Source organism: Streptomyces scabichelini (assembly GCF_011045015.1).
Classification (GTDB): domain Bacteria; phylum Actinomycetota; class Actinomycetes; order Streptomycetales; family Streptomycetaceae; genus Streptomyces; species Streptomyces scabichelini.
Window position 1 is genome coordinate 1 of record NZ_JAAKZY010000193.1, and the last position, 19,224, is coordinate 19,224.

15 protein-coding genes are annotated in these 19,224 nt (G+C 69.6%); 10 read left to right on the forward strand and 5 right to left on the reverse strand.

Annotated elements, in window-relative coordinates:
- The first annotated feature begins 248 nt into the window (after positions 1 to 248).
- Positions 249 to 557, forward strand: a complete 309-nt coding sequence (groES, locus tag G5C60_RS39415) for a co-chaperone GroES (RefSeq protein WP_033323236.1) — start codon at positions 249 to 251, stop codon at positions 555 to 557.
- Positions 558 to 721: 164 nt separating this feature from the next.
- Positions 722 to 2,347 (forward strand): chaperonin GroEL, encoded by a 1,626-nt coding sequence (gene groL, locus G5C60_RS39420; protein WP_165267016.1) that lies wholly within the window; start codon positions 722 to 724, stop codon positions 2,345 to 2,347.
- Positions 2,348 to 2,460: 113 nt separating this feature from the next.
- Here groL and G5C60_RS39425 read toward each other — a convergent pair whose 3' ends face one another.
- From G5C60_RS39425 to G5C60_RS39435, 3 genes are all read right to left on the reverse strand, one after another.
- Entirely contained in the window at positions 2,461 to 3,168 is a 708-nt protein-coding gene (locus tag G5C60_RS39425; protein ID WP_165267018.1) for an ester cyclase, read from the reverse strand.
- Positions 3,169 to 3,358: 190 nt separating this feature from the next.
- A complete protein-coding gene (locus G5C60_RS39430; RefSeq protein ID WP_165267020.1) occupies positions 3,359 to 4,132 on the reverse strand; it encodes an SDR family NAD(P)-dependent oxidoreductase in 774 nt (257 codons plus the stop codon).
- A gap of 77 nt (positions 4,133 to 4,209) precedes the next feature.
- Complete coding sequence (locus G5C60_RS39435; protein ID WP_165267022.1) at positions 4,210 to 4,875, reverse strand: MOSC domain-containing protein; 666 nt, start codon at positions 4,873 to 4,875, stop codon at positions 4,210 to 4,212.
- Positions 4,876 to 4,955: 80 nt separating this feature from the next.
- On the opposite strand from G5C60_RS39435, the gene G5C60_RS39440 reads away from it, so the two are divergent.
- Entirely contained in the window at positions 4,956 to 5,852 is an 897-nt protein-coding gene (locus G5C60_RS39440; protein ID WP_165267024.1) for a LysR substrate-binding domain-containing protein, read from the forward strand.
- Between the two features lie 111 nt (positions 5,853 to 5,963).
- Here the strand turns inward: G5C60_RS39440 and G5C60_RS39445 are convergent, their stop codons facing one another.
- The gene (locus tag G5C60_RS39445) at positions 5,964 to 6,293 is read right to left on the reverse strand and encodes a WhiB family transcriptional regulator (RefSeq protein ID WP_165267026.1); all 330 of its coding nucleotides are present in this window, start codon (positions 6,291 to 6,293) and stop codon (positions 5,964 to 5,966) included.
- Positions 6,294 to 6,682: 389 nt separating this feature from the next.
- On the opposite strand from G5C60_RS39445, the gene G5C60_RS39450 reads away from it, so the two are divergent.
- From G5C60_RS39450 to G5C60_RS39465, 4 genes are all read left to right on the forward strand, one after another.
- Complete coding sequence (locus G5C60_RS39450) at positions 6,683 to 7,294, forward strand: response regulator transcription factor (RefSeq protein ID WP_003948568.1); 612 nt, start codon at positions 6,683 to 6,685, stop codon at positions 7,292 to 7,294.
- Between the two features lie 256 nt (positions 7,295 to 7,550).
- Entirely contained in the window at positions 7,551 to 8,138 is a 588-nt protein-coding gene (locus tag G5C60_RS39455; RefSeq protein WP_165267028.1) for a sigma-70 family RNA polymerase sigma factor, read from the forward strand.
- A 197-nt stretch (positions 8,139 to 8,335) separates the two neighbouring features.
- Entirely contained in the window at positions 8,336 to 9,844 is a 1,509-nt protein-coding gene (gene guaB / locus G5C60_RS39460) for an IMP dehydrogenase (RefSeq protein ID WP_165267030.1), read from the forward strand.
- 136 nt (positions 9,845 to 9,980) lie between these two features.
- Complete coding sequence (locus G5C60_RS39465; RefSeq protein WP_165267032.1) at positions 9,981 to 11,105, forward strand: GuaB3 family IMP dehydrogenase-related protein; 1,125 nt, start codon at positions 9,981 to 9,983, stop codon at positions 11,103 to 11,105.
- A gap of 720 nt (positions 11,106 to 11,825) precedes the next feature.
- On the opposite strand, the gene G5C60_RS39470 is transcribed toward G5C60_RS39465, so the two are convergent.
- A complete protein-coding gene (locus tag G5C60_RS39470; RefSeq protein ID WP_165267034.1) occupies positions 11,826 to 13,031 on the reverse strand; it encodes a nucleotide sugar dehydrogenase in 1,206 nt (401 codons plus the stop codon).
- A 273-nt stretch (positions 13,032 to 13,304) separates the two neighbouring features.
- Between G5C60_RS39470 and G5C60_RS39475 the strand changes: the two genes are divergently transcribed.
- The 3 genes from G5C60_RS39475 to G5C60_RS39485 all read left to right on the forward strand — a co-directional run.
- Positions 13,305 to 15,011, forward strand: coding sequence for an FAD-dependent oxidoreductase (locus G5C60_RS39475; protein ID WP_165267036.1), 1,707 nt, complete (start codon positions 13,305 to 13,307; stop codon positions 15,009 to 15,011).
- A 458-nt stretch (positions 15,012 to 15,469) separates the two neighbouring features.
- Entirely contained in the window at positions 15,470 to 17,749 is a 2,280-nt protein-coding gene (locus G5C60_RS39480) for a serine/threonine-protein kinase (protein WP_165267038.1), read from the forward strand.
- A 165-nt stretch (positions 17,750 to 17,914) separates the two neighbouring features.
- The coding region (locus G5C60_RS39485) for a protein kinase (protein WP_165267040.1) at positions 17,915 to 19,224 on the forward strand (1,310 nt) is incomplete at its 3' end.

The window sequence follows — 19,224 nt, forward strand, 5'->3', positions numbered from 1 at the left end:
GGTCTGGGGGCGGAGCCCCCAGGGCACGGCGCCACCAACTCCGGGTGCCCAAAAGCCGCGCCACGCCGGAGGCGATTGGCACTCCGCTTGACCGAGTGCTAATCCCGGTCATAGTCTCAGGTCTGGCACTCCCCAGTGGAGAGTGCCAACAAAGCGACGGGCAGGTCCGGCACCCGCGACGACGGATCGACCTGGTCGCCACCTCAGACAGTTAACCCCGTGAGATCTCCGAAGGGGGAGGTCGGATCGTGACGACCGCCAGCTCCAAGGTTGCCATCAAGCCGCTCGAGGACCGCATTGTGGTCCAGGCCGTCGAGGCCGAGCAGACCACGGCCTCTGGCCTGGTCATCCCGGACACCGCGAAGGAGAAGCCCCAGGAGGGCGTCGTCCTCGCCGTTGGCCCGGGCCGGTTCGAGAACGGCGAGCGCCTGCCGCTCGACGTGAACACCGGCGACATCGTGCTGTACAGCAAGTACGGCGGCACCGAGGTGAAGTACAACGGCGAGGAGTACCTCGTCCTCTCGGCTCGCGACGTGCTCGCGATCATCGAGAAGTAATTCACCGAAGTTCACCGAAGCAGATTGCTTTTGCTCAGAACTGCGCCCCTGGCCCCCGCGACCATTAAGAAGCCGGGCGCCGGGGGCGCGGTTCGTTGTCCGCGATGGCGGCCGCTCCAGGGGGAGCGGTCGAGGATCGCAATCGAGAGGACTGACTCAGCTCCATGGCGAAGATCCTGAAGTTCGACGAGGACGCCCGTCGCGCCCTTGAGCGCGGCGTCAACAAGCTTGCCGACACGGTCAAGGTGACGATCGGCCCCAAGGGCCGCAACGTCGTCATCGACAAGAAGTTCGGCGCGCCCACCATCACCAACGACGGTGTCACCATCGCCCGCGAGGTCGAGGTCGAGGACCCGTACGAGAACCTCGGTGCCCAGCTGGTGAAGGAGGTGGCGACCAAGACCAACGACATCGCGGGTGACGGTACGACCACCGCCACCGTGCTCGCCCAGGCGCTCGTGCGCGAGGGCCTGAAGAACGTCGCCGCGGGTGCCTCCCCGGCGCTGCTGAAGAAGGGCATCGACGCGGCCGTCGCCGCGATCTCCGAGGACCTGCTGGCCACCGCGCGCCCGATCGACGAGAAGGCCGACATCGCCGCCGTCGCCGGTCTGTCCGCCCAGGACCCGCAGGTCGGCGAGCTCATCGCCGAGGCGATGGACAAGGTCGGCAAGGACGGTGTCATCACCGTCGAGGAGTCCAACACCTTCGGTCTCGAGCTGGACTTCACCGAGGGCATGGCCTTCGACAAGGGCTACCTGTCGCCGTACTTCGTGACGGACCAGGAGCGCATGGAGGCCGTCCTCGACGACCCGTACATCCTGATCCACCAGGGCAAGATCTCCTCCATCCAGGACATGCTGCCGCTGCTGGAGAAGGTCATCCAGACCAACTCCTCCAAGCCGCTGCTGATCATCGCCGAGGACGTCGAGGGCGAGGCCCTGTCGACCCTGGTCGTGAACAAGATCCGCGGCACGTTCAACGCGGTGGCCGTCAAGGCCCCCGGCTTCGGCGACCGCCGCAAGGCGATGCTCGGCGACATGGCCACCCTCACCGGTGCCACCGTCATCGCCGAGGAGGTCGGCCTCAAGCTCGACCAGGTCGGTCTTGACGTGCTGGGCACCGCCCGCCGCGTGACCGTCACCAAGGACGACACGACGATCGTCGACGGCGGCGGCAAGTCCGAGGACGTCGCGGGCCGCATCGCCCAGATCAAGGCCGAGATCGAGACCACCGACTCCGACTGGGACCGCGAGAAGCTCCAGGAGCGCCTCGCGAAGCTCGCCGGCGGCGTGTGCGTGATCCGTGTGGGCGCGGCCACCGAGGTCGAGCTCAAGGAGAAGAAGCACCGCCTGGAGGACGCCATCTCCGCAACCCGTGCCGCGGTCGAGGAGGGCATCGTCTCCGGTGGTGGCGCCGCGCTGGTGCACGCCGCGAAGGTCCTGGAGGGCTCCCTCGGCAAGACCGGCGACGAGGCCACCGGTGTCGCCGTCGTCCGCAAGGCCGTCGTCGAGCCGCTGCGCTGGATCGCGGAGAACGCGGGCCTCGAGGGCTACGTCATCACCGCCAAGGTCGCCGAGCTCGACAAGAGCCAGGGCTTCAACGCCGCGACCGGCGACTACGGCGACCTGGTCAAGCAGGGCGTCATCGACCCGGTCAAGGTCACCCGCTCCGCTCTGGAGAACGCCGCCTCCATCGCCTCCCTGCTTCTGACGACCGAGACCCTGGTCGTCGAGAAGCCGGCCGACGAGGAGCCGGAGGCCGGGGGCCACAGCCACGGTCACTCCCACTGAGCGTCGACCACTGTCGACCACCAGGGCGGTACGTTCCTGACGGCGCCCGGCGAAGGCCCGGTACCCCGTGTTCGGGGTACCGGGCCTTCGTGCTGCCCGACTTGGCTGCCGGCCTAGATCTCGAGCTGGTCGAGCACGCCGAGCTGGGCCATCAGCCCCAGCCGGTCGTACTGCCACCAGCCCTCGACCACCTTGCCGTCCTCCTGGCAGCGGAAGATGGTCGTCCCGGTCATGCTGACCTGCCTGCCGGTCGACGGAATCCCCAGGAAGTCACCCTTGTGGGTGCCGTTCCAGGTCCAGCGCGTACAGACCCGGTCGCCCTCGGTGATCTGGTCGTCGAGAGTGAACGTGAAGTCGAACGCCCCGCGCCACATCTCCATCTCGCGCCGAATCGCGTCCAGTCCGATGGTGTCCTGGTCGTTCGTGGGATCGTGGTCGTGGTAGTTCTCCGCGATCACATCGTTGAGCGGGGGCAGTTCACCCTTCGTGCCCATCGCCTCGAAGAGCCTGCGGATATTGGCCGCGTTCAGCTGCTCGTCCCGTACGACTTCGAGGTCCGTGAACGTCGGCATCTCCTCGCAGAGCGCCACCATCTCCCGGAAGACCTCGTCCGTCTCGGGGAGGTTCGAGTTCCGCATCGCCTCCTCGTACGACGGGAACTCGACGATCTCGATGATGTGCGACGAGTCGGACCGGTCCTTGCCGATCAGACTGTGCGTCGCGGTTCGCTTCCCCTTGGTCCGCTCGACCCAGGTGTCCATGAGCCGATTCATCTCGTCGAACCGGCTGGTCTTGCAGTCGATGAGCTGTACAAAGGTCATGACGCCGCCTCCGGTCCCCCCTGGATCCGGTCGAATACCCCCATTTTAGTGAAAATCGCCTCAGGGTGTCTTAGTTGAACGAGTGACCCTCTTGCGGCGACCGGGTTCTACTGGCGGCCCGTACATCACTGCGGTTCGTATTTCACTGCGGCCCGTACGACTGCTTTCACTGCGGCCCGTACATCCGCTTTCACCGCGGCCCGTACTTCCGCCCCGCCTTCGAGCTGATCCCCCCGACCAGTCCCCGCGGAGCCACCTTCACGATGCCCATGAGGGCCTTGTAGCGCGGGTCGGGAATGCAGAGCGACTTGCCGCGGGCCAGGTCCGCGAGAGCCGCCGTGACCACTTTGTCGGCGTCGAGCCACATCCAGTTGGGGATGTTGTCCGTGCCCATCTCGGCCCGCGCGTGGAACTCCGTGCGCACGAAGCCGGGGCACAGGGCCATCAGGCGGATCCCGGACCCGGCCAGGTCCCTCGCCACGCCCTGCGTGAACTGCACGACCCACGCCTTGGACGCGCCATACGTGCCGCGCGGCACGAAGGCAGCCGTCGACGCGACGTTGACGACGCCGCCGCGGCCGCGGTCCCGCATGGACTCCGTGGCCGCCGAGGTCAGCCGGAGCACCGCCTCGCAGTGCACCTTGAGCATCTTCAGCTCGTCCGCCATCGGTACGTCCAGATAGCGGCCCTTGTTGCCGAAGCCGGCGTTGTTGACCAGCAGGTCGACCGGGTTCTTGCGGTCGGAGAGGCGGCCGGCCACCGCCTCGATACCGTCGTCCGTCGCCAGGTCCGCCGCCAGCACCTCCGCCTCGATGCCGTGCCGGTCGTGCAACTCGGTCGCCTGCTCGCCGAGCCGCTTCGTGTCACGCGCCACCAGCACGAGGTTGTGGCCGTCGGAGGCGAGATGCCGCGCGAAGGCGGCGCCGATGCCCGCGGTCGATCCCGTAATCAGAGCCGTTGTCATGGACCAAGGTTATTGAGGTTCGCCCACTTGAGAGCACCGGAGTCCCGGATTCCGCTCCCAGTCGGACCGACGGCCCGTCAGGTCTGCCGCGCCAGGTACGCCTGCGCCTTCTCGATCGCTTCCGGATGCAGCGCATCGCCCGCCGCGAGCAGCCGCGGCAGCAGCTCCCGCTCGGTCGTGACCGCGCGGAACTGGAAGGCCACGGTCACTTCGTGGTCCGGCCGGTGCACGATCTCGATCGGGTCCCCGGCCCGTATCTCCCCCGGCTCGATCACCCGCAGATACGCGCCGGGCGCCCCCTTCCGCGTGAACCGCCTGACCCATCCCTTCTCCCCGAGATGGCCCTGGAAGGTGGTGCAGGGAATCCGCCCGCTGGTGACCTCGAGAACGACCTCGGACCCGATGCGCCAGCGCTCGCCGATCTTCGCGCCGGACACGTCAAGACCCTCCGTCGTGAGGTTCTCGCCGAACGTGCCGCTGGCCAGCGGCCGCCCCAACTCGCCCTCCCAGTCGTCGAGATCCTCGCGCGCGAAGGCGTACACGGCCTGGTGGTCCCCGCCGTGATGCCGCGTCTCGCACACGGCGTCCCCGGCCACACCACTGGCGCCGACCCCCTTGGGCCCGGGCGCCGCCACCCGCACCGGCCCGTCCACGGGCCGCTTGTCGATCCCGGTCACGCCGTCCGGGTGATCCGTGTGGTCGACGACCGTCGGCCGGCCCAGATTCATAGACAGAAGCTTCATGTCGGCACGCTAGGCGATGGACGACCAAAGGCGCGACGCAATATTCATCGTCGTGTCCAAGATTCGCTTATGCTCAAGAGGTGATCGAGGCCCGTCATCTCCGTGTGCTGCGCGCCGTGGCCGCCACCGGCTCCTTCTCGGCGGCGGGGCGCGAACTGGGCTGCACACAGCCCGCCGTCAGCCAGCAGATGAAGGCCCTCGAAGCCTCCGTCGGTACGCCGCTGCTGATCCGCACGGGCCGTGAGATGCGCCTGACGCAGGCCGGCGAGGCGCTCGTACGCCATGCCGCGGGCATCATCGCCGGACTCACCGCCGCCGAGGAGGAGGTCGCCGCGATCGCGGGCCTGCGCGCGGGCCGCGTCCGTCTGGTCTCGTTCCCCAGCGGCAGCTCCACGCTCGTACCGACCGCGCTGGCCGCCCTGCGCGCCGCGCACCCCGGCACCCGGGTCTCCCTCGAAGAGGCCGAGCCGCCGCGCTCGGTCGAGATGCTGCGCGAGGGCGACTGCGACGTGGCGCTGGCCTTCCGGTACGAGGGCGCGGCGGGCGCCGAGGAGTGGGACGACCTGGTGGTACGGCCTCTGCTCATGGACCGGCTCGTCGGGCTCGTGCCCGAGGGGCATCGGCTGTCCCGCGCGGAGTCGGTCGCCATCGGGGAACTCGCCGACGAGCCGTGGATCGCGGGCTGCCCGCGCTGTCGCGGCCAACTCGTCGAGGTCTGCGAGAGCGCCGGCTTCACCCCCCGTATCGACTTCGCGACCGACGACTACCCGGCGGTGGTCGGCCTGGTCGGGGCGGGCCTCGGCGTCGCCGTCCTGCCGGAGCTCGCCATCGAGTCCGTACGCCCCAAGAAGGCCCGCACGGTGACGGTGGAACCCGCGGTCCGTCGGGAGATCGTCGCGCTCACACTGCCGGACCTGTCCCAGGTGCCCGCGGTGGCGGCCACGCTGAACCAGCTGGCCCGCGCCGCGGTGCGCTGAAAAGGGCGTCCTCAGACGTCCCCCGGGGGCATCCTCCGGGGCTTCCCCGGGGGCATCCTTCGGGCAGAAAAGTAGGGGCACGCGTGTGCGTGCCCATGCAGAAACGTTCCTTCAGTTGCTCGACGACGTGCCCCCACTCGGTGCCGAGGCCGACACCAGCCGGTTGCGTGCCCGTCCCATGAGCTCTTCGCGCTCGTCCTCGGTCAGGCCGCCCCACACTCCGTACGGTTCGCGTACCGCCAGTGCGTGGGCCGCGCACTCCGCGCGCACCGGGCACCTCATGCAGACCTCTTTGGCCGAGTTCTCGCGGGCGCTCCGGGCTGCTCCGCGCTCGCCCTCCGGGTGGAAGAACAGGGAGCTGTCGACTCCGCGGCAGGCCGCGAGGAGCTGCCAGTCCCACAGATCCGCGTTGGGTCCGGGTAGGCGGGAGAAATCTGCCATTGCGTTGTCCCCTTGTGGCCGTTCAGGCGGATACATGCCCATGATCGCGTATCTACGATCTAAGGAGATGAAAATATGACTCATTGCGAATCTAGCTACAGACACCAGCGAATGGGAAGAAAAACGGCTGAATGGGGCATGCCTTGTGATGAAACCTTGAGGGTCCCTTGTGGGTGTATGCACCGTGTCCGCACCCTCACGTAGAGTGCCGAAGATGGCTCACCGCCCCGTAACTCTTTCGAGTGACCGTCGTTGAGAGTGCTGAGGCGGTTGAAGGAACAAACGCTCGGGCAGACGGCAGAGTCCGTCGGCGAGTGTCGACCGCACAGGTGACGATTCGTACCAGCCTGGAGGCTCAAGGTGACGCGCATCAGCTGCGGAGGGCGGCCATGACATCCGTCCTCGTCTGCGACGACTCCCCGCTTGCCCGAGAGGCGCTCCGCCGCGCGGTCGCGACCGTGCCCGGCGTCGAGCGCGTGACGACGGCGGCCAACGGCGAGGAAGTCCTCCGCCGCTGGGGCGCCGACCGTTCGGACCTGATTCTGATGGACGTACGCATGCCCGGTCTGGGCGGCGTGGAGACAGTCCGGCGGCTGCTGTCCGCCGACCCCGGTGCGCGCATCATCATGCTCACCGTCGCCGAGGACCTGGACGGTGTGGCGCTCGCCGTGGCCGCCGGTGCCCGCGGCTATCTGCACAAGGACGCCTCGCGCGCGGAGCTGCGGGCGACCGTGACCCAGGCGCTCGCCGACCCGACCTGGCGGCTCGCCCCGCGCAGACTGCGTTCGGCCGAGATGGGCGCCGCGCCGACGCTCACCGCGCGTGAGATCCAGGTGCTGGAGGGCATGAGCCACGGCCGTTCGAACGCGGAGATCGGCCGTGAGTTGTTTCTCTCGGAGGACACCGTCAAAACCCACGCCCGGCGCCTCTTCAAGAAGCTGGGCGCCTCGGACCGCGCGCACGCGGTGGCGCTCGGTTTTCGGTGGGGCCTGGTCCGCTAGGTGAGGTCCAGCGGGGGTATGAAAATCCCCGCCTACCGCATGGTGGGCGGGGGTCGCGAAGGGGCCCGCCGGGTGCCCGCTGCTCGTTTCGCCGCGGATGCCGCATCCTTGAGGTGTGGAGTTCCTCGGGGACGAGTCGGTCGAGCGGGAGGGGAGGGCGCAGGATATGAGTTCCGGCGCACCTGCTCATAACGCTTCGGTGCACAACTACGGACGCGGTGCCACGGATCGGACGACGCCAAGGCACCATGGACCGATGCGCGACGACGAGGCGGCTTATGCCCAAGGGGCGATTGGTGCGCTCGTCCATCGTGCTGTCGACGGCGACGAGCAGGCCACGCATGACCTGCTCGCCCATGTCCACCCCCTCGCGCTGCGCTACTGCCGTGCCCGGCTGTCCCGGCTGCCGGGTGACGCACGGCACTTCGTCGAGGACCTGGCGCAGGAGGTCTGCGTGGCGGTGCTGCTCGCACTGCCGCGCTACAAGGACACCGGGCGCCCCTTCGAAGCCTTCGTCTTCGCCATCGCCGCGCACAAGGTCGCCGATCTTCAGCGCGCCGCGATGCGCCATCCCGGCTCGACGGCCGTGCCTTCGGACGAGATGCCCGAGCGGCCCGACGACTCCCTCGGCCCCGAGGAGCGCGCTCTCCTCAGCAGCGACGCCGAGTGGGCCAAGAAGCTTCTGGCGAACCTTCCGGAGAACCAGCGCGAGCTGCTGCTCCTGAGGATCGCGGTGGGCCTCACGGCCGAGGAGACGGGGCAGATGCTGGGGATGTCACCGGGGGCGGTCCGGGTCGCGCAGCACCGGGCACTGAGCCGCCTGAGGGCGCTGGCCGAGCAGTAGGGCCAGCCCCAGCGGGGCCGACTTCCGGGATCTGCGGTTCGCGGGAGTCAGGGCAGGTGGTGAACGAAGAAGCCACCCGGCCCGTACGAACCTACGAACCCGGGAAGCAGCCGCTGAGCCCCGGTGTGGAATCAGAGCCCCCTGTTCCCCGTTAGCATGGACATCCGCACCGATCAAGGCCATTTGGGGAAGGTGTCATGACTGCCAACGTCGACGGAGTGCCCGAGAAATTCGCGACACTCGGGCTGACCTACGACGACGTGCTGCTGCTGCCGGGCGCGTCGGACATGGCGCCCGACCAGATCGACACCGCTTCGCACGTCTCCAAGAACGTGCGGGTGAACATCCCGCTGCTGTCCGCCGCGATGGACAAGGTCACCGAGTCCCGCATGGCGATCGCGATGGCCCGCCAGGGCGGCGTCGGCGTGCTGCACCGCAATCTCTCCATCGAGGACCAGGCCAACCAGGTCGACCTGGTGAAGCGCTCCGAGTCCGGCATGGTCGCCGACCCGATCACGGTGCACCCGGACGCGACGCTCGCCGAGGCCGACGCGCTGTGCGCCAAGTTCCGCATCAGCGGCGTCCCGGTCACCGACGGCGGCGGCAAGCTGCTCGGCATCGTCACCAACCGCGACATGGCCTTCGAGACCGACCGCTCGCGCCAGGTGCGCGAGGTCATGACACCGATGCCGCTGGTCACCGGCAAGGTCGGCATCTCCGGCAACGACGCCATGGAGCTGCTGCGCCGCCACAAGATCGAGAAGCTGCCGCTCGTCGACGACGCCGGTGTCCTCAAGGGCCTCATCACGGTCAAGGACTTCGTGAAGGCCGAGAAGTACCCGAGCGCCGCGAAGGACGCCGAGGGGCGTCTGCTCGTCGGTGCCGCCGTGGGCGTCGCGGGTGACGCCTTCGAGCGCGCCCAGGCCCTCATCGAGGCCGGCGTCGACTTCATCGTCGTCGACACCGCGCACGGCCACTCCAGGCTCGTCGGCGACATGGTCGCCAAGATCAAGTCGAACTCTTCGGGCATCGACGTCATCGGCGGCAACATCGCCACCCGCGAGGGTGCCAAGGCGCTCATCGACTCCGGTGTCGACGGCATCAAGGTCGGTGTCGGCCCCGGCTCGATCTGTACGACCCGGGTGGTCGCCGGCATCGGCGTACCGCAGGTGACGGCCATCTACGAAGCGTCGCTCGCCGCCAAGGAGGCCGGAGTCCCGGTCATCGGCGACGGCGGCCTGCAGTACTCCGGCGACATCGCGAAGGCCCTGGTCGCGGGCGCCGACACGGTCATGCTGGGCTCGCTGCTCGCGGGCTGCGAGGAGTCCCCGGGCGAGCTGATGTTCATCAACGGCAAGCAGTTCAAGTCGTACCGCGGCATGGGCTCCCTGGGCGCCATGCAGTCCCGCGGCGACCGCAAGTCGTTCTCCAAGGACCGCTACTTCCAGGAGGGCGTCGCCTCCGACGAGCAGCTCGTCCCGGAGGGCATCGAGGGCCAGGTTCCCTACCGCGGTCCGCTCTCCTCGGTCGTCCACCAGCTGGTCGGCGGTCTGCGCCAGTCGATGTTCTACGTCGGCGGCCGCACCGTTCCGGAGCTCCAGGCGAACGGCAAGTTCGTACGGATCACCTCGGCGGGCCTCAAAGAGAGCCACCCGCACGACATCCAGATGACGGTCGAGGCGCCGAACTACAGCCGCAACAAGTAGTCGTACGACGCCGTAAACGGCATCCACGCGCGCGTGCAGCACGATGAGGGCGGCCCCGGAGGTTCCGGGGCCGCCCTTGTCATAGGCGTCGGGGATACTGGAAGACGCTGAGACGAAGAGGGAAAGGCCACAGAACGTGACTGAGATCGAGATCGGGCGCGGCAAGCGCGGCCGCCGGGCGTACGCCTTCGACGACATCGCCGTCGTCCCCAGCCGCCGTACGCGAGACCCGAAGGAGGTCTCGATCGCCTGGCAGATCGACGCCTACCGCTTCGAGCTGCCCTTCCTGGCAGCCCCCATGGACTCGGTCGTCTCGCCGGCCACGGCCATCCGCATCGGCGAGCTGGGCGGCCTCGGCGTACTGAACCTCGAAGGCCTCTGGACCCGGCACGAGGACCCGCAGCCGCTTCTCGACGAGATCGCCGAGCTGGACGTCGACAACGCGACCCGCCGCCTTCAGGAGATCTACGCGGCTCCCATCAAGGAGGAGCTGATCGGGCAGCGCATCAAGGAGGTGCGCGACTCGGGCGTGGTCACCGCGGCCGCGCTCTCGCCGCAGCGCACGGCCCAGTTCTCCAAGGCCGTCGTGGACGCGGGCGTCGACATCTTCGTGATCCGCGGTACGACCGTGTCGGCCGAGCACGTGTCGGGCGCCTCCGAGCCGCTGAACCTGAAGCAGTTCATCTACGAGCTGGACGTCCCCGTCATCGTCGGCGGCTGCGCCACGTACACGGCGGCCCTGCACCTGATGCGGACGGGCGCGGCCGGCGTCCTGGTGGGCTTCGGCGGCGGCGCCGCGCACACCACGCGCAACGTACTGGGCATCCAGGTGCCCATGGCGACGGCGGTGGCGGATGTCGCGGGCGCGCGCCGGGACTACATGGACGAGTCCGGCGGCCGGTACGTGCATGTCATCGCCGACGGCGGTGTCGGCTGGTCCGGCGATATCCCCAAGGCCATTGCCTGCGGCGCCGACGCCGTGATGATGGGCTCCCCGCTCGCGCGCTCCACGGACGCGCCAGGCAAGGGCCACCACTGGGGCATGGAGGCGGTCAACGAAGAGCTGCCGCGCGGCAAGAAGGTCGACCTCGGCACCGTCGGCACCATCGAGGAGATCCTCACCGGGCCGTCCCACACGCCGGACGGGTCGATGAACTTCTTCGGGGCGCTGCGGCGGGCGATGGCGACGACCGGGTACAGCGAGCTGAAGGAGTTCCAGCGGGTCGAGGTGACGGTGGCGGACTCGCAGCACAAGCGGTGACGTGACGCTGCGCTCGGCTTGAGCGGAGGGAGGGGCTCGGTTGCCTGTGTGGGCGACCGGGCCCCTTTGCTGTGCCCAAGTGGGCTGGTGGGGGCGCGTTTTGTGGGAGGGGGCGCGTGGTTGCGTTCGGGGCGAATGTGGGCTGAACGGACGTAGGAGGGCGATAGTGTCCACATTCGGCGACTCAGTTGTCTGGGGCGCCCCCTTCCAAGGACATGGTTCCGGACCCCGGCCCTCGGGGCCCGGCCCGAGTTCCGACGTGCCGCCTACCGGGCCGCTGGGTGGCGTCGTGGAAGGGGGCCGCCTATGGGCCGCCATCGCAAGCCCACCCGCTGGGACCGGATCCGTTTGCGGATGGTGAAGTGCCGGAGGAGGTGGATCTTGCGAATTTATGGACGGTGAGCGCCCGCCCCTATAGACACTAGGGGCGGACACCCGCAACCCGTTCAGGAGCCTGCCGCAGTGCCTGCTGCGGTGGGCTCCACCCTTTTGTACGGTACCGGATTCCCCCTTGGGCGGCGTGGCGCTGGAGGAGGTGTATCTTGCGGATCTATCGGATGGTGAGCGACCGCCCCTACACCAACTGGGGGCGGACACCCATAACCGTCGAGAGCCCGCCACCGGGCAAACAGAGGCGGGTTCCCGGTCTCGTACGCTACCGACGCGACAGGGCCCCGCGCCACCAGCCCCGGAGGCACAAGCACCCACACGCGCCCCCCTTCACAACCTGTGCGCCGCCCCCGTAGGCGTAGCCCCCCGCGTATCCAGCAGCAACTGCGCCTTCACCGACAACCCCTGAAGGTCGTACGTCCGATGCTGCTGGAGCAGGATCGTGAGGTCGGCGTCGGCTGCCGCCTCGTAGAGGGAGTCCACGCGCGGGACCGGGCGGTCGAGGATGCTCCAGGACGGTACGTGCGGGTCGTGGTAGCTGATCGCGGCGCCCAGCTCCATCAGGCGGGTCGCGATCTCCCGGGCGGGCGAGCCCTGTTGGTCGGCGTGGTCCGGCTTGTAGGTGACGCCGAGGAGCAGTACGCGTGCGCCTCGGGCCGACTTGCCGTGTTCGTTGAGGAGCTGGGCGGCGCGCTGGATGACGTACTGGGGCATGTGGTCGTTGACCTGCTGGGCCAGTTCGACCATGCGCAGGGCGCGGGTCCTGGGGCCCGTGAGGTCCCTGGGGACGGCGTGGCCGCCGACTCCGGGGCCGGGGCGGAAGGCCTGGAAGCCGTATGGTTTGGTCTCGGCGCAGCGGATGACGTCCCACAGGTCGACGCCCAACTCGTGGCAGAGGACGGCCATTTCGTTGACCAGGGCGATGTTGACGTGCCGGTAGTTGGTCTCCAGGAGCTGCACGGTTTCCGCTTCGCGTGGTCCACGCGCGCGTACCACCTTGTCGGTGAGCCGGCCGTAGAAGGCGGCGGCCGACTCGGTGCAGGCGGGGGTGAGGCCGCCGATGACCTTCGGAGTGCTGGCGGGGGTGCGGTCGCGGTTGCCCGGGTCGACACGGCTGGGCGAGTACGCGAGATGGAAGTCGCGGCCCGCGCGCAGCCCGGAACCCTCTTCGAGAAGAGGCCGCAGGAATTCCTCCGTGGCCCCCGGGTACACGGGTGATTCCAGGATCACCGTGGTGTGCGGGCGCAGCCATGTGGCCAGGGTGCGGGCGCCGGTGGTCAGTTGGCCGAGGTCGAGTCCGCCGTCCGCGCCGCGCGGGGTCGGCGCGCAGATGACGGCGGTGCGTACGCGGCCGAGTTCGGCGGGGTCGGTGGCCGGTCGGAAGCCCCCCGAGAGCATCCGGCGCAGGTCGGGGGCGGCCAGCGGCGCGGGGTCGCCGCACTGGTAGCCGAGCGTGGAGATGCCGGCGGTGACGGCGGCCTGGGCCAGGGGCAGGCCGAGCTGGCCGAGGCCGATGACGGCGAGATCTGCGGGCATGGCGGTGGGCCGTCCTTCCCAGTAGCCGAAGCGGGACAAGGGCGCAAGCCCTGTGGACAGAACGGGCGAGCGCAATGTCAGACTAGGAGTAAATATGACCGATTTACGGTATTGCTCGGTCGTGATTCCTTGCGAGTCGCCGAGGGTTGTCCACAGGCTGGCGATGGGTGGTGGCCGAAGGCGGGCAAGCCCGTCAGAATTTGGGCATGGGGGATGTGAGCCGAGCCTCGCCGAACTGATGAGGCCAGCGCGACGAAAAAGCGGGAGGCAGCGGTGAGGACAGCGACACTGGGGCCGGCGGAGCGCGCCGAGTCACTCGCATCAATGGCCGAGCGCGAGCTGGATCTGCTGGTCGTGGGTGGTGGCGTGGTCGGTGCGGGCACCGCGCTGGACGCCGTGACCCGTGGCCTGTCCACCGGCCTGGTCGAGGCGCGTGACTGGGCGTCGGGCACGTCGAGCCGGTCGAGCAAGCTGATCCACGGTGGCCTGCGCTATCTGGAGATGCTCGACTTCGCGCTCGTACGAGAGGCGTTGAAGGAGCGCGGCCTGCTGCTGGAGCGGCTGGCCCCCCACCTCGTCAAACCCGTGCCGTTCCTCTATCCACTGCAGCGCAAGGGCTGGGAGCGGCTGTACGCCGGATCGGGCGTCGCGCTCTACGACGGCATGTCGATGGCGCGCGGCCACGGGCGCGGGCTGCCGGTGCACCGTCACCTGACGCGCCGCAACGCCCTGCGCGTGGCGCCCTGCTTGAAGAAGGACGCGCTGGTCGGGGCGTTGCAGTACTACGACGCGCAGATGGACGACGCCCGCTATGTGGCGACCCTGGTGCGCACGGCGGCGGCGTACGGCGCGAAGGTCGCCAACCGCGCGCGCGTGACCGGCTTCCTGCGCGAGGGCGAACGCGTCGTCGGGGCCAGGGTGCAGGACGTGGAAGCGGGCGGGGAGTACGAGATCCGCGCCAAGCAGGTCGTCAACGCCACGGGGGTGTGGACGGACGACACCCAGGCACTGGTGGGGGAGAGGGGGCAGTTCCACGTACGGGCGTCCAAGGGCATCCATCTGGTCGTGCCGAAGGACCGGATCAACTCGACGACGGGGCTGATCCTGCGGACCGAGAAGTCCGTGCTGTTCGTGATCCCGTGGGGGCGCCACTGGATCGTGGGCACGACGGACACCGACTGGGACCTGGACAAGGCTCATCCGGCGGCGTCCAGCGCGGACATCGACTATCTCCTGGAGCACGTCAACTCCGTACTGGCGGTGCCGCTTTCACGCGACGACGTGGAAGGGGTGTACGCGGGCCTGCGGCCGCTGCTCGCCGGAGAGTCCGACGCCACCAGCAAGCTCTCGCGCGAGCACACCGTGGCGCATCCGGTGCCGGGGCTGGTGGTCGTGGCGGGCGGCAAGTACACGACGTACCGCGTGATGGCCAAGGACGCCGTGGACGAGGCGGTGCACGGCCTCGACCAGCGCGTCGCGGACTGCGTCACCGAGGACATCCCGCTCATCGGCGCCGAGGGATACCGGGCGCTGTGGAACGCGCGAGCGCGGATCGCCGCGCGGACCGGGCTCCATGTGGTGCGTGTGGAACACCTGTTGAACCGGTACGGGGACCTCGCCGAGGAGGTCCTCGACCTCATCGCCGCGAACACCTCGCTGGGCGAGCCGTTGCCGGCGGCCGAGGACTATCTGCGCGCCGAGATCGTGTACGCCGCCTCGCACGAGGGGGCGCGGCACCTGGACGACGTACTGACCCGGCGGACGCGCATCTCGATCGAGACCTTCGACCGCGGCACGCGGAGCGCGCGGGAGGCCGCGGAGCTGATGGCGCCGGTGCTCGGCTGGGACAAGGACCAGATCGAGCGCGAGGTGCAGCACTACGAGAAGCGGGTGGAGGCCGAGCGGGAGTCACAGCGGCAGCCGGACGACCTGACGGCCGACGCGGCACGGCTGGGGGCGCCGGACATCGTGCCGCTGTAGTGCGGTTCCGGGGCGTGGGTCGTGGGTCGTGGGCCGCGGCATGGCTCCGGGGCGGCGAATGCCACTCGAACGGGTGTCGGGAGCTGTTGTGTGAGGCCGGCGGCACGGGGGTCGATGAGGCGGTCGGGGCCAGGCCGAGGAGGGTCAGGGACACAGGAAAGGCAAGTAGTGTCCTCAACGGCGGCATCACGGTCCTTCCTTGTCGCGGCCCATCAGTCGCGGCGCAGGATTCGGGACGGCTCGCGCCGAAAGTTGGGCGTTCCCTGGTGAGAGGGCTTGCACCGGGTGGCGGGTGGTTCCCGTAGGACGGGTGGCTCGCGTCGGGTGTCGGGCGGTTCGCGTGTGAGGGACTGCTCGGGTGTGGGGTGCATTCCGTTTGTGTGGGCCCCTGGGCGCTGACTGGTCGTCGGGTGAGGGACAATGGAGGTTCTGTCGGGGCGGGTTGCATGAGGGGACGCATGTCGGAGGCGGAGCGGAGCGGGGCATCCCGTCAGGGCAAGAGCGAACGTCTCCTCGCCGGGCGGTACCGGCTGGGAGAAGTCCTTGGCCGCGGCGGCATGGGCACCGTGTGGCGGGCCAAGGACGAGACGCTGGGGCGGACGGTCGCCGTCAAGGAGCTGCGGTTCCCGTCGAGCATCGACGAGGACGAGAAGCGGCGGCTGATCACGCGCACCCTGCGTGAGGCCAAGGCGATCGCGCGCATCCGGAACAACGGCGCCGTGACGGTCTTCGACGTGGTCGACGAGGACAACCGGCCGTGGATCGTGATGGAGCTCATCGAGGGCAAGTCCCTCGCCGAGGCGATCCGTGAGGACGGGCTGCTCACCCCGAAGCGCGCTGCGGAAGTCGGGCTCGCCGTCCTCGACGTACTGCGTGCCGCGCACCGCGAGGGCATCCTGCACCGTGACGTGAAGCCGTCGAACGTGCTCATCTCCGAGGACGGCCGCGTCGTGCTCACCGACTTCGGCATCGCTCAGGTCGAGGGCGACCCGTCCATCACCTCGACCGGCATGCTCGTCGGCGCGCCCTCCTACATCTCGCCCGAGCGGGCGCGCGGCCACAAGCCGGGGCCCGCGGCCGACCTGTGGTCGCTCGGCGGCTTGCTCTACGCGTCGGTGGAGGGTGTGCCGCCGTACGACAAGGGGTCCGCCATAGCGACGCTCACCGCGGTGATGACGGAGCCGCTCGAGCAGCCGAAGAACGCCGGGCCGTTGGAGAAGGTCATCTCCGGACTGCTCGTGAAGGATCCCGAGCAGCGGCTCGACGAGGTGGGTGCGCGGGCGATGCTCACCGAGGTGATCCACGCCCCCGAGCCCGAGGAGACCGAGCCCGAGCCGGCGGATGCGACGAAGGTCGTGCCGTTGCCCGACGTGCCGGACGCTCCTTCGCGGAAGGGAAGCTCGGGCGGTGGGTCCGGAGGCGGTTTCGGGACCAGGGCAGGCAAGGCGAGCAAGAAGGGCGAGGAGGCGGCGGAGCGGCTGCGCGGGGCGTTCCGTTCCGTGCGGAAGAGTGCGGCGGGGTCGGCTGGGGCGGCATCAGCGGCGGTGGCCGGGGTGCGCGGGAAGCCCGACGGCCCTTCCGCCGCCCCCAGCTCTACTGACGCCCCCAGTTCTACTGACACCCCCAGCTCAACCGACTCCGCCGATCCTGCCGACTCCACGGGCTCTTCCGGGGAGGACGCGGCGGGTGCGGCTGCCCGGAGCGACTCGGCTTCTGGGAGTGCGGCTGCCCAGAGTGACTCGGCTGTCCAGAGTGACTCCGCTTCCCGGGATGCGACGTCTTCCCCCGGTGCGGCTTCATCGAGCGCGGAGACGCCCGCCGAGGAGAAGGCCGAGGCCGCGGCGGAGGCTCCTGACCGGGTCGCCGCCGGGTCGGGTTCCGCCGGGCTGAGCTCCGGCGGGGTCAACTCCGCTGCGGCGGGCGGGGCTTCAGGCGCCGGTGGCGGAACGTCTCCGCTCACTACCCCGAGGGCGCCGCTCAGTGATGTGGTGTCGCGGCGGACGTTGTTGATCGTCGCGGTGGTCGTGGTGCTCGCCGTGCTCGGCACGGTCCTCGCGGTCACGTTGGGTGGCGATGACGACGCCGGAGCCAAGGGGAACAAGAGCGGAGGCAACACGTCCGCGTCCAGCGGGGCGACCGCCGGGAGCGGCACCAAGCAGGACGAGAACAGCGGTACGGACTCGGACGACGGTGACAAGCCGGACTCCGCCACCGGGGGCGCGACCTCGGGGACCACGCCGAGCACGAGTGCGCCGAGTGGGTCGGGCAGTTCGGACGACGACGGCAGTGGTGGGGGTTCGAAGGACACCGCCGTGTCGACGTACAAGGCGAGCCAGGGGTACTCGATCGGGCTGCCGAAGGGATGGAAGTACCAGTCCACGAGCGCGAGCGGGGACAGGTTCACCGGTCCTGACGGGCAGGAACTCCTGGTCGCCTGGACGTCCACGCCCAAGGACGACCCGGTGGCGGACTGGAAGAGCCAAGAGCAGTTCATGCGGCGGTCGCAGTACGAGAAGATCCGAATAGAGCAGGTGGGCTACCGCGGCTGGAACGCGGCCGACTGGGAGTTCACGTATGTCGAGGGCGGGACGAAGTACCGGTCGATCGACCGTGGGTTCGTCGTCAACGACCACCTCGGTCACGCGCTCATGTACACCGCAAAGGCGTCGCAATGGGACAGCGACCTTCGCAGAGAGACATGGCAGACGCTGACGAGGACGTTCGAACCGAAGGCCTGAGGGATACAAGAGGGATACGGGAGTCTTGAGATCTCGCATCACCTCACTCCGGGTTGCCTCCGGCACGTATCGTGAGTGGTTGCGGACCGTACGCAGCCACATCTGCGGCCATAACGGGACGTGTGGCGAACGGAATTGACCAACCGGGCGGCCGGGGGAGGCATCGTGGACGACTATGCGGGACGGGTACTCGCCGACCGCTACCGCCTGCCGCTGCCGCCTTCGGACGAGTACGAACTCGCCGAGAGCCGCGCCTTCGACACGTACAGCGGGCAGGAAGTCCTGGTCAGGCAGGTGCCGTTGCCCGAGGTCGTCGAGGCCGAGGTGCTCGACGCGGACGGCTTGCCCGACGGGTTCGTGGCGTGGGACGCCGGGGTGCGGCGGGCCGCCGCGCGGCCCACACGGCGGCCCGCCGAGCCCGCCGTCCGACGCGCGATCGAGGCCGCGCAGGCAGCGGCGCAGATACCCGACCATCCCCGGCTCGACCAGGTCTTCGACGTGTTCGCCGATGGCGGCTCGCTGTGGATAGTGAGTGAGTTGGTGGCCGCGCGGCCGCTGGCGGCGTTACTCGCGGACCGGCCGCTGAGTCCGTACCGGGCCGCCGAGGTCGCCGCCGACGTGCTGACCGCACTGCGGGTACTGCACGCGCACGGGTGGGTGCACCGGAACATCACCGTGCGTACGGTGCTGGTCTGCGACGACGGCCGGGTGATGCTCACGGGGCTCGCGGCCGGGGCGGCCGAAGAGGCGCTGTGCGGGTACGACCCGGTGCCGGTTGCGGAGGGTGAGGGGGGCGAGGGCGCAGAGGGGGACGATTCCGGTTCCGCTTACGGGTCGGCCGCCGGCTCGGCGGGATCGCCAGGTCCATACGGTCAGCCCGGTCAATACGGTCCGCCGGGTCCATCGGCTAGGCCCGGTCAGGCGAATCAGGCGGGTCACCCGGGTCGGACCGGTTCCCCCGGCCTGCCCGGTACGCGGGTTCCCGGTGACGGTCCGGCCGCCGTCGAGGCGGCGCCCGGAGGCGGTGCGGCCGCTGCGTCCGTGGCCCAACCGCAGGTCGCGGGGCGACGCGCGTTGGAGACCGGCAATGACGTGAGGGCGGCCCGGGCCGGAGCCATCGCGGCCTATCGCGCCGGTGCGCGAGCCGCGGCGCGCGTGCACGAGGAACAACGGGACGGCCAGAGTGCGGGGTTGCCCGCACCGCGGCCCCGGCCCGACGGGAGCGACGCCGAGGCCGGGCAGACCTCCGCTTACGGCGTGGAGCGCACTCCGCCGCCGGGCCAGATCGCCGACCCGTACGGGGTGGACCGGTCGAACCCCTGGCACGGCGCCGTACCCCGTCCCGGCGCCCCCGCGGTCCCCGGCAACGGCCAGAGCCACCCCACGCTCCCGAGCCCCGCGCCACCGAGCAACGCAAACGGACCAGGAACCGGCGTACCAGGAACCGGAACCGGCTCCGTGGCAGGTGGCGGTGG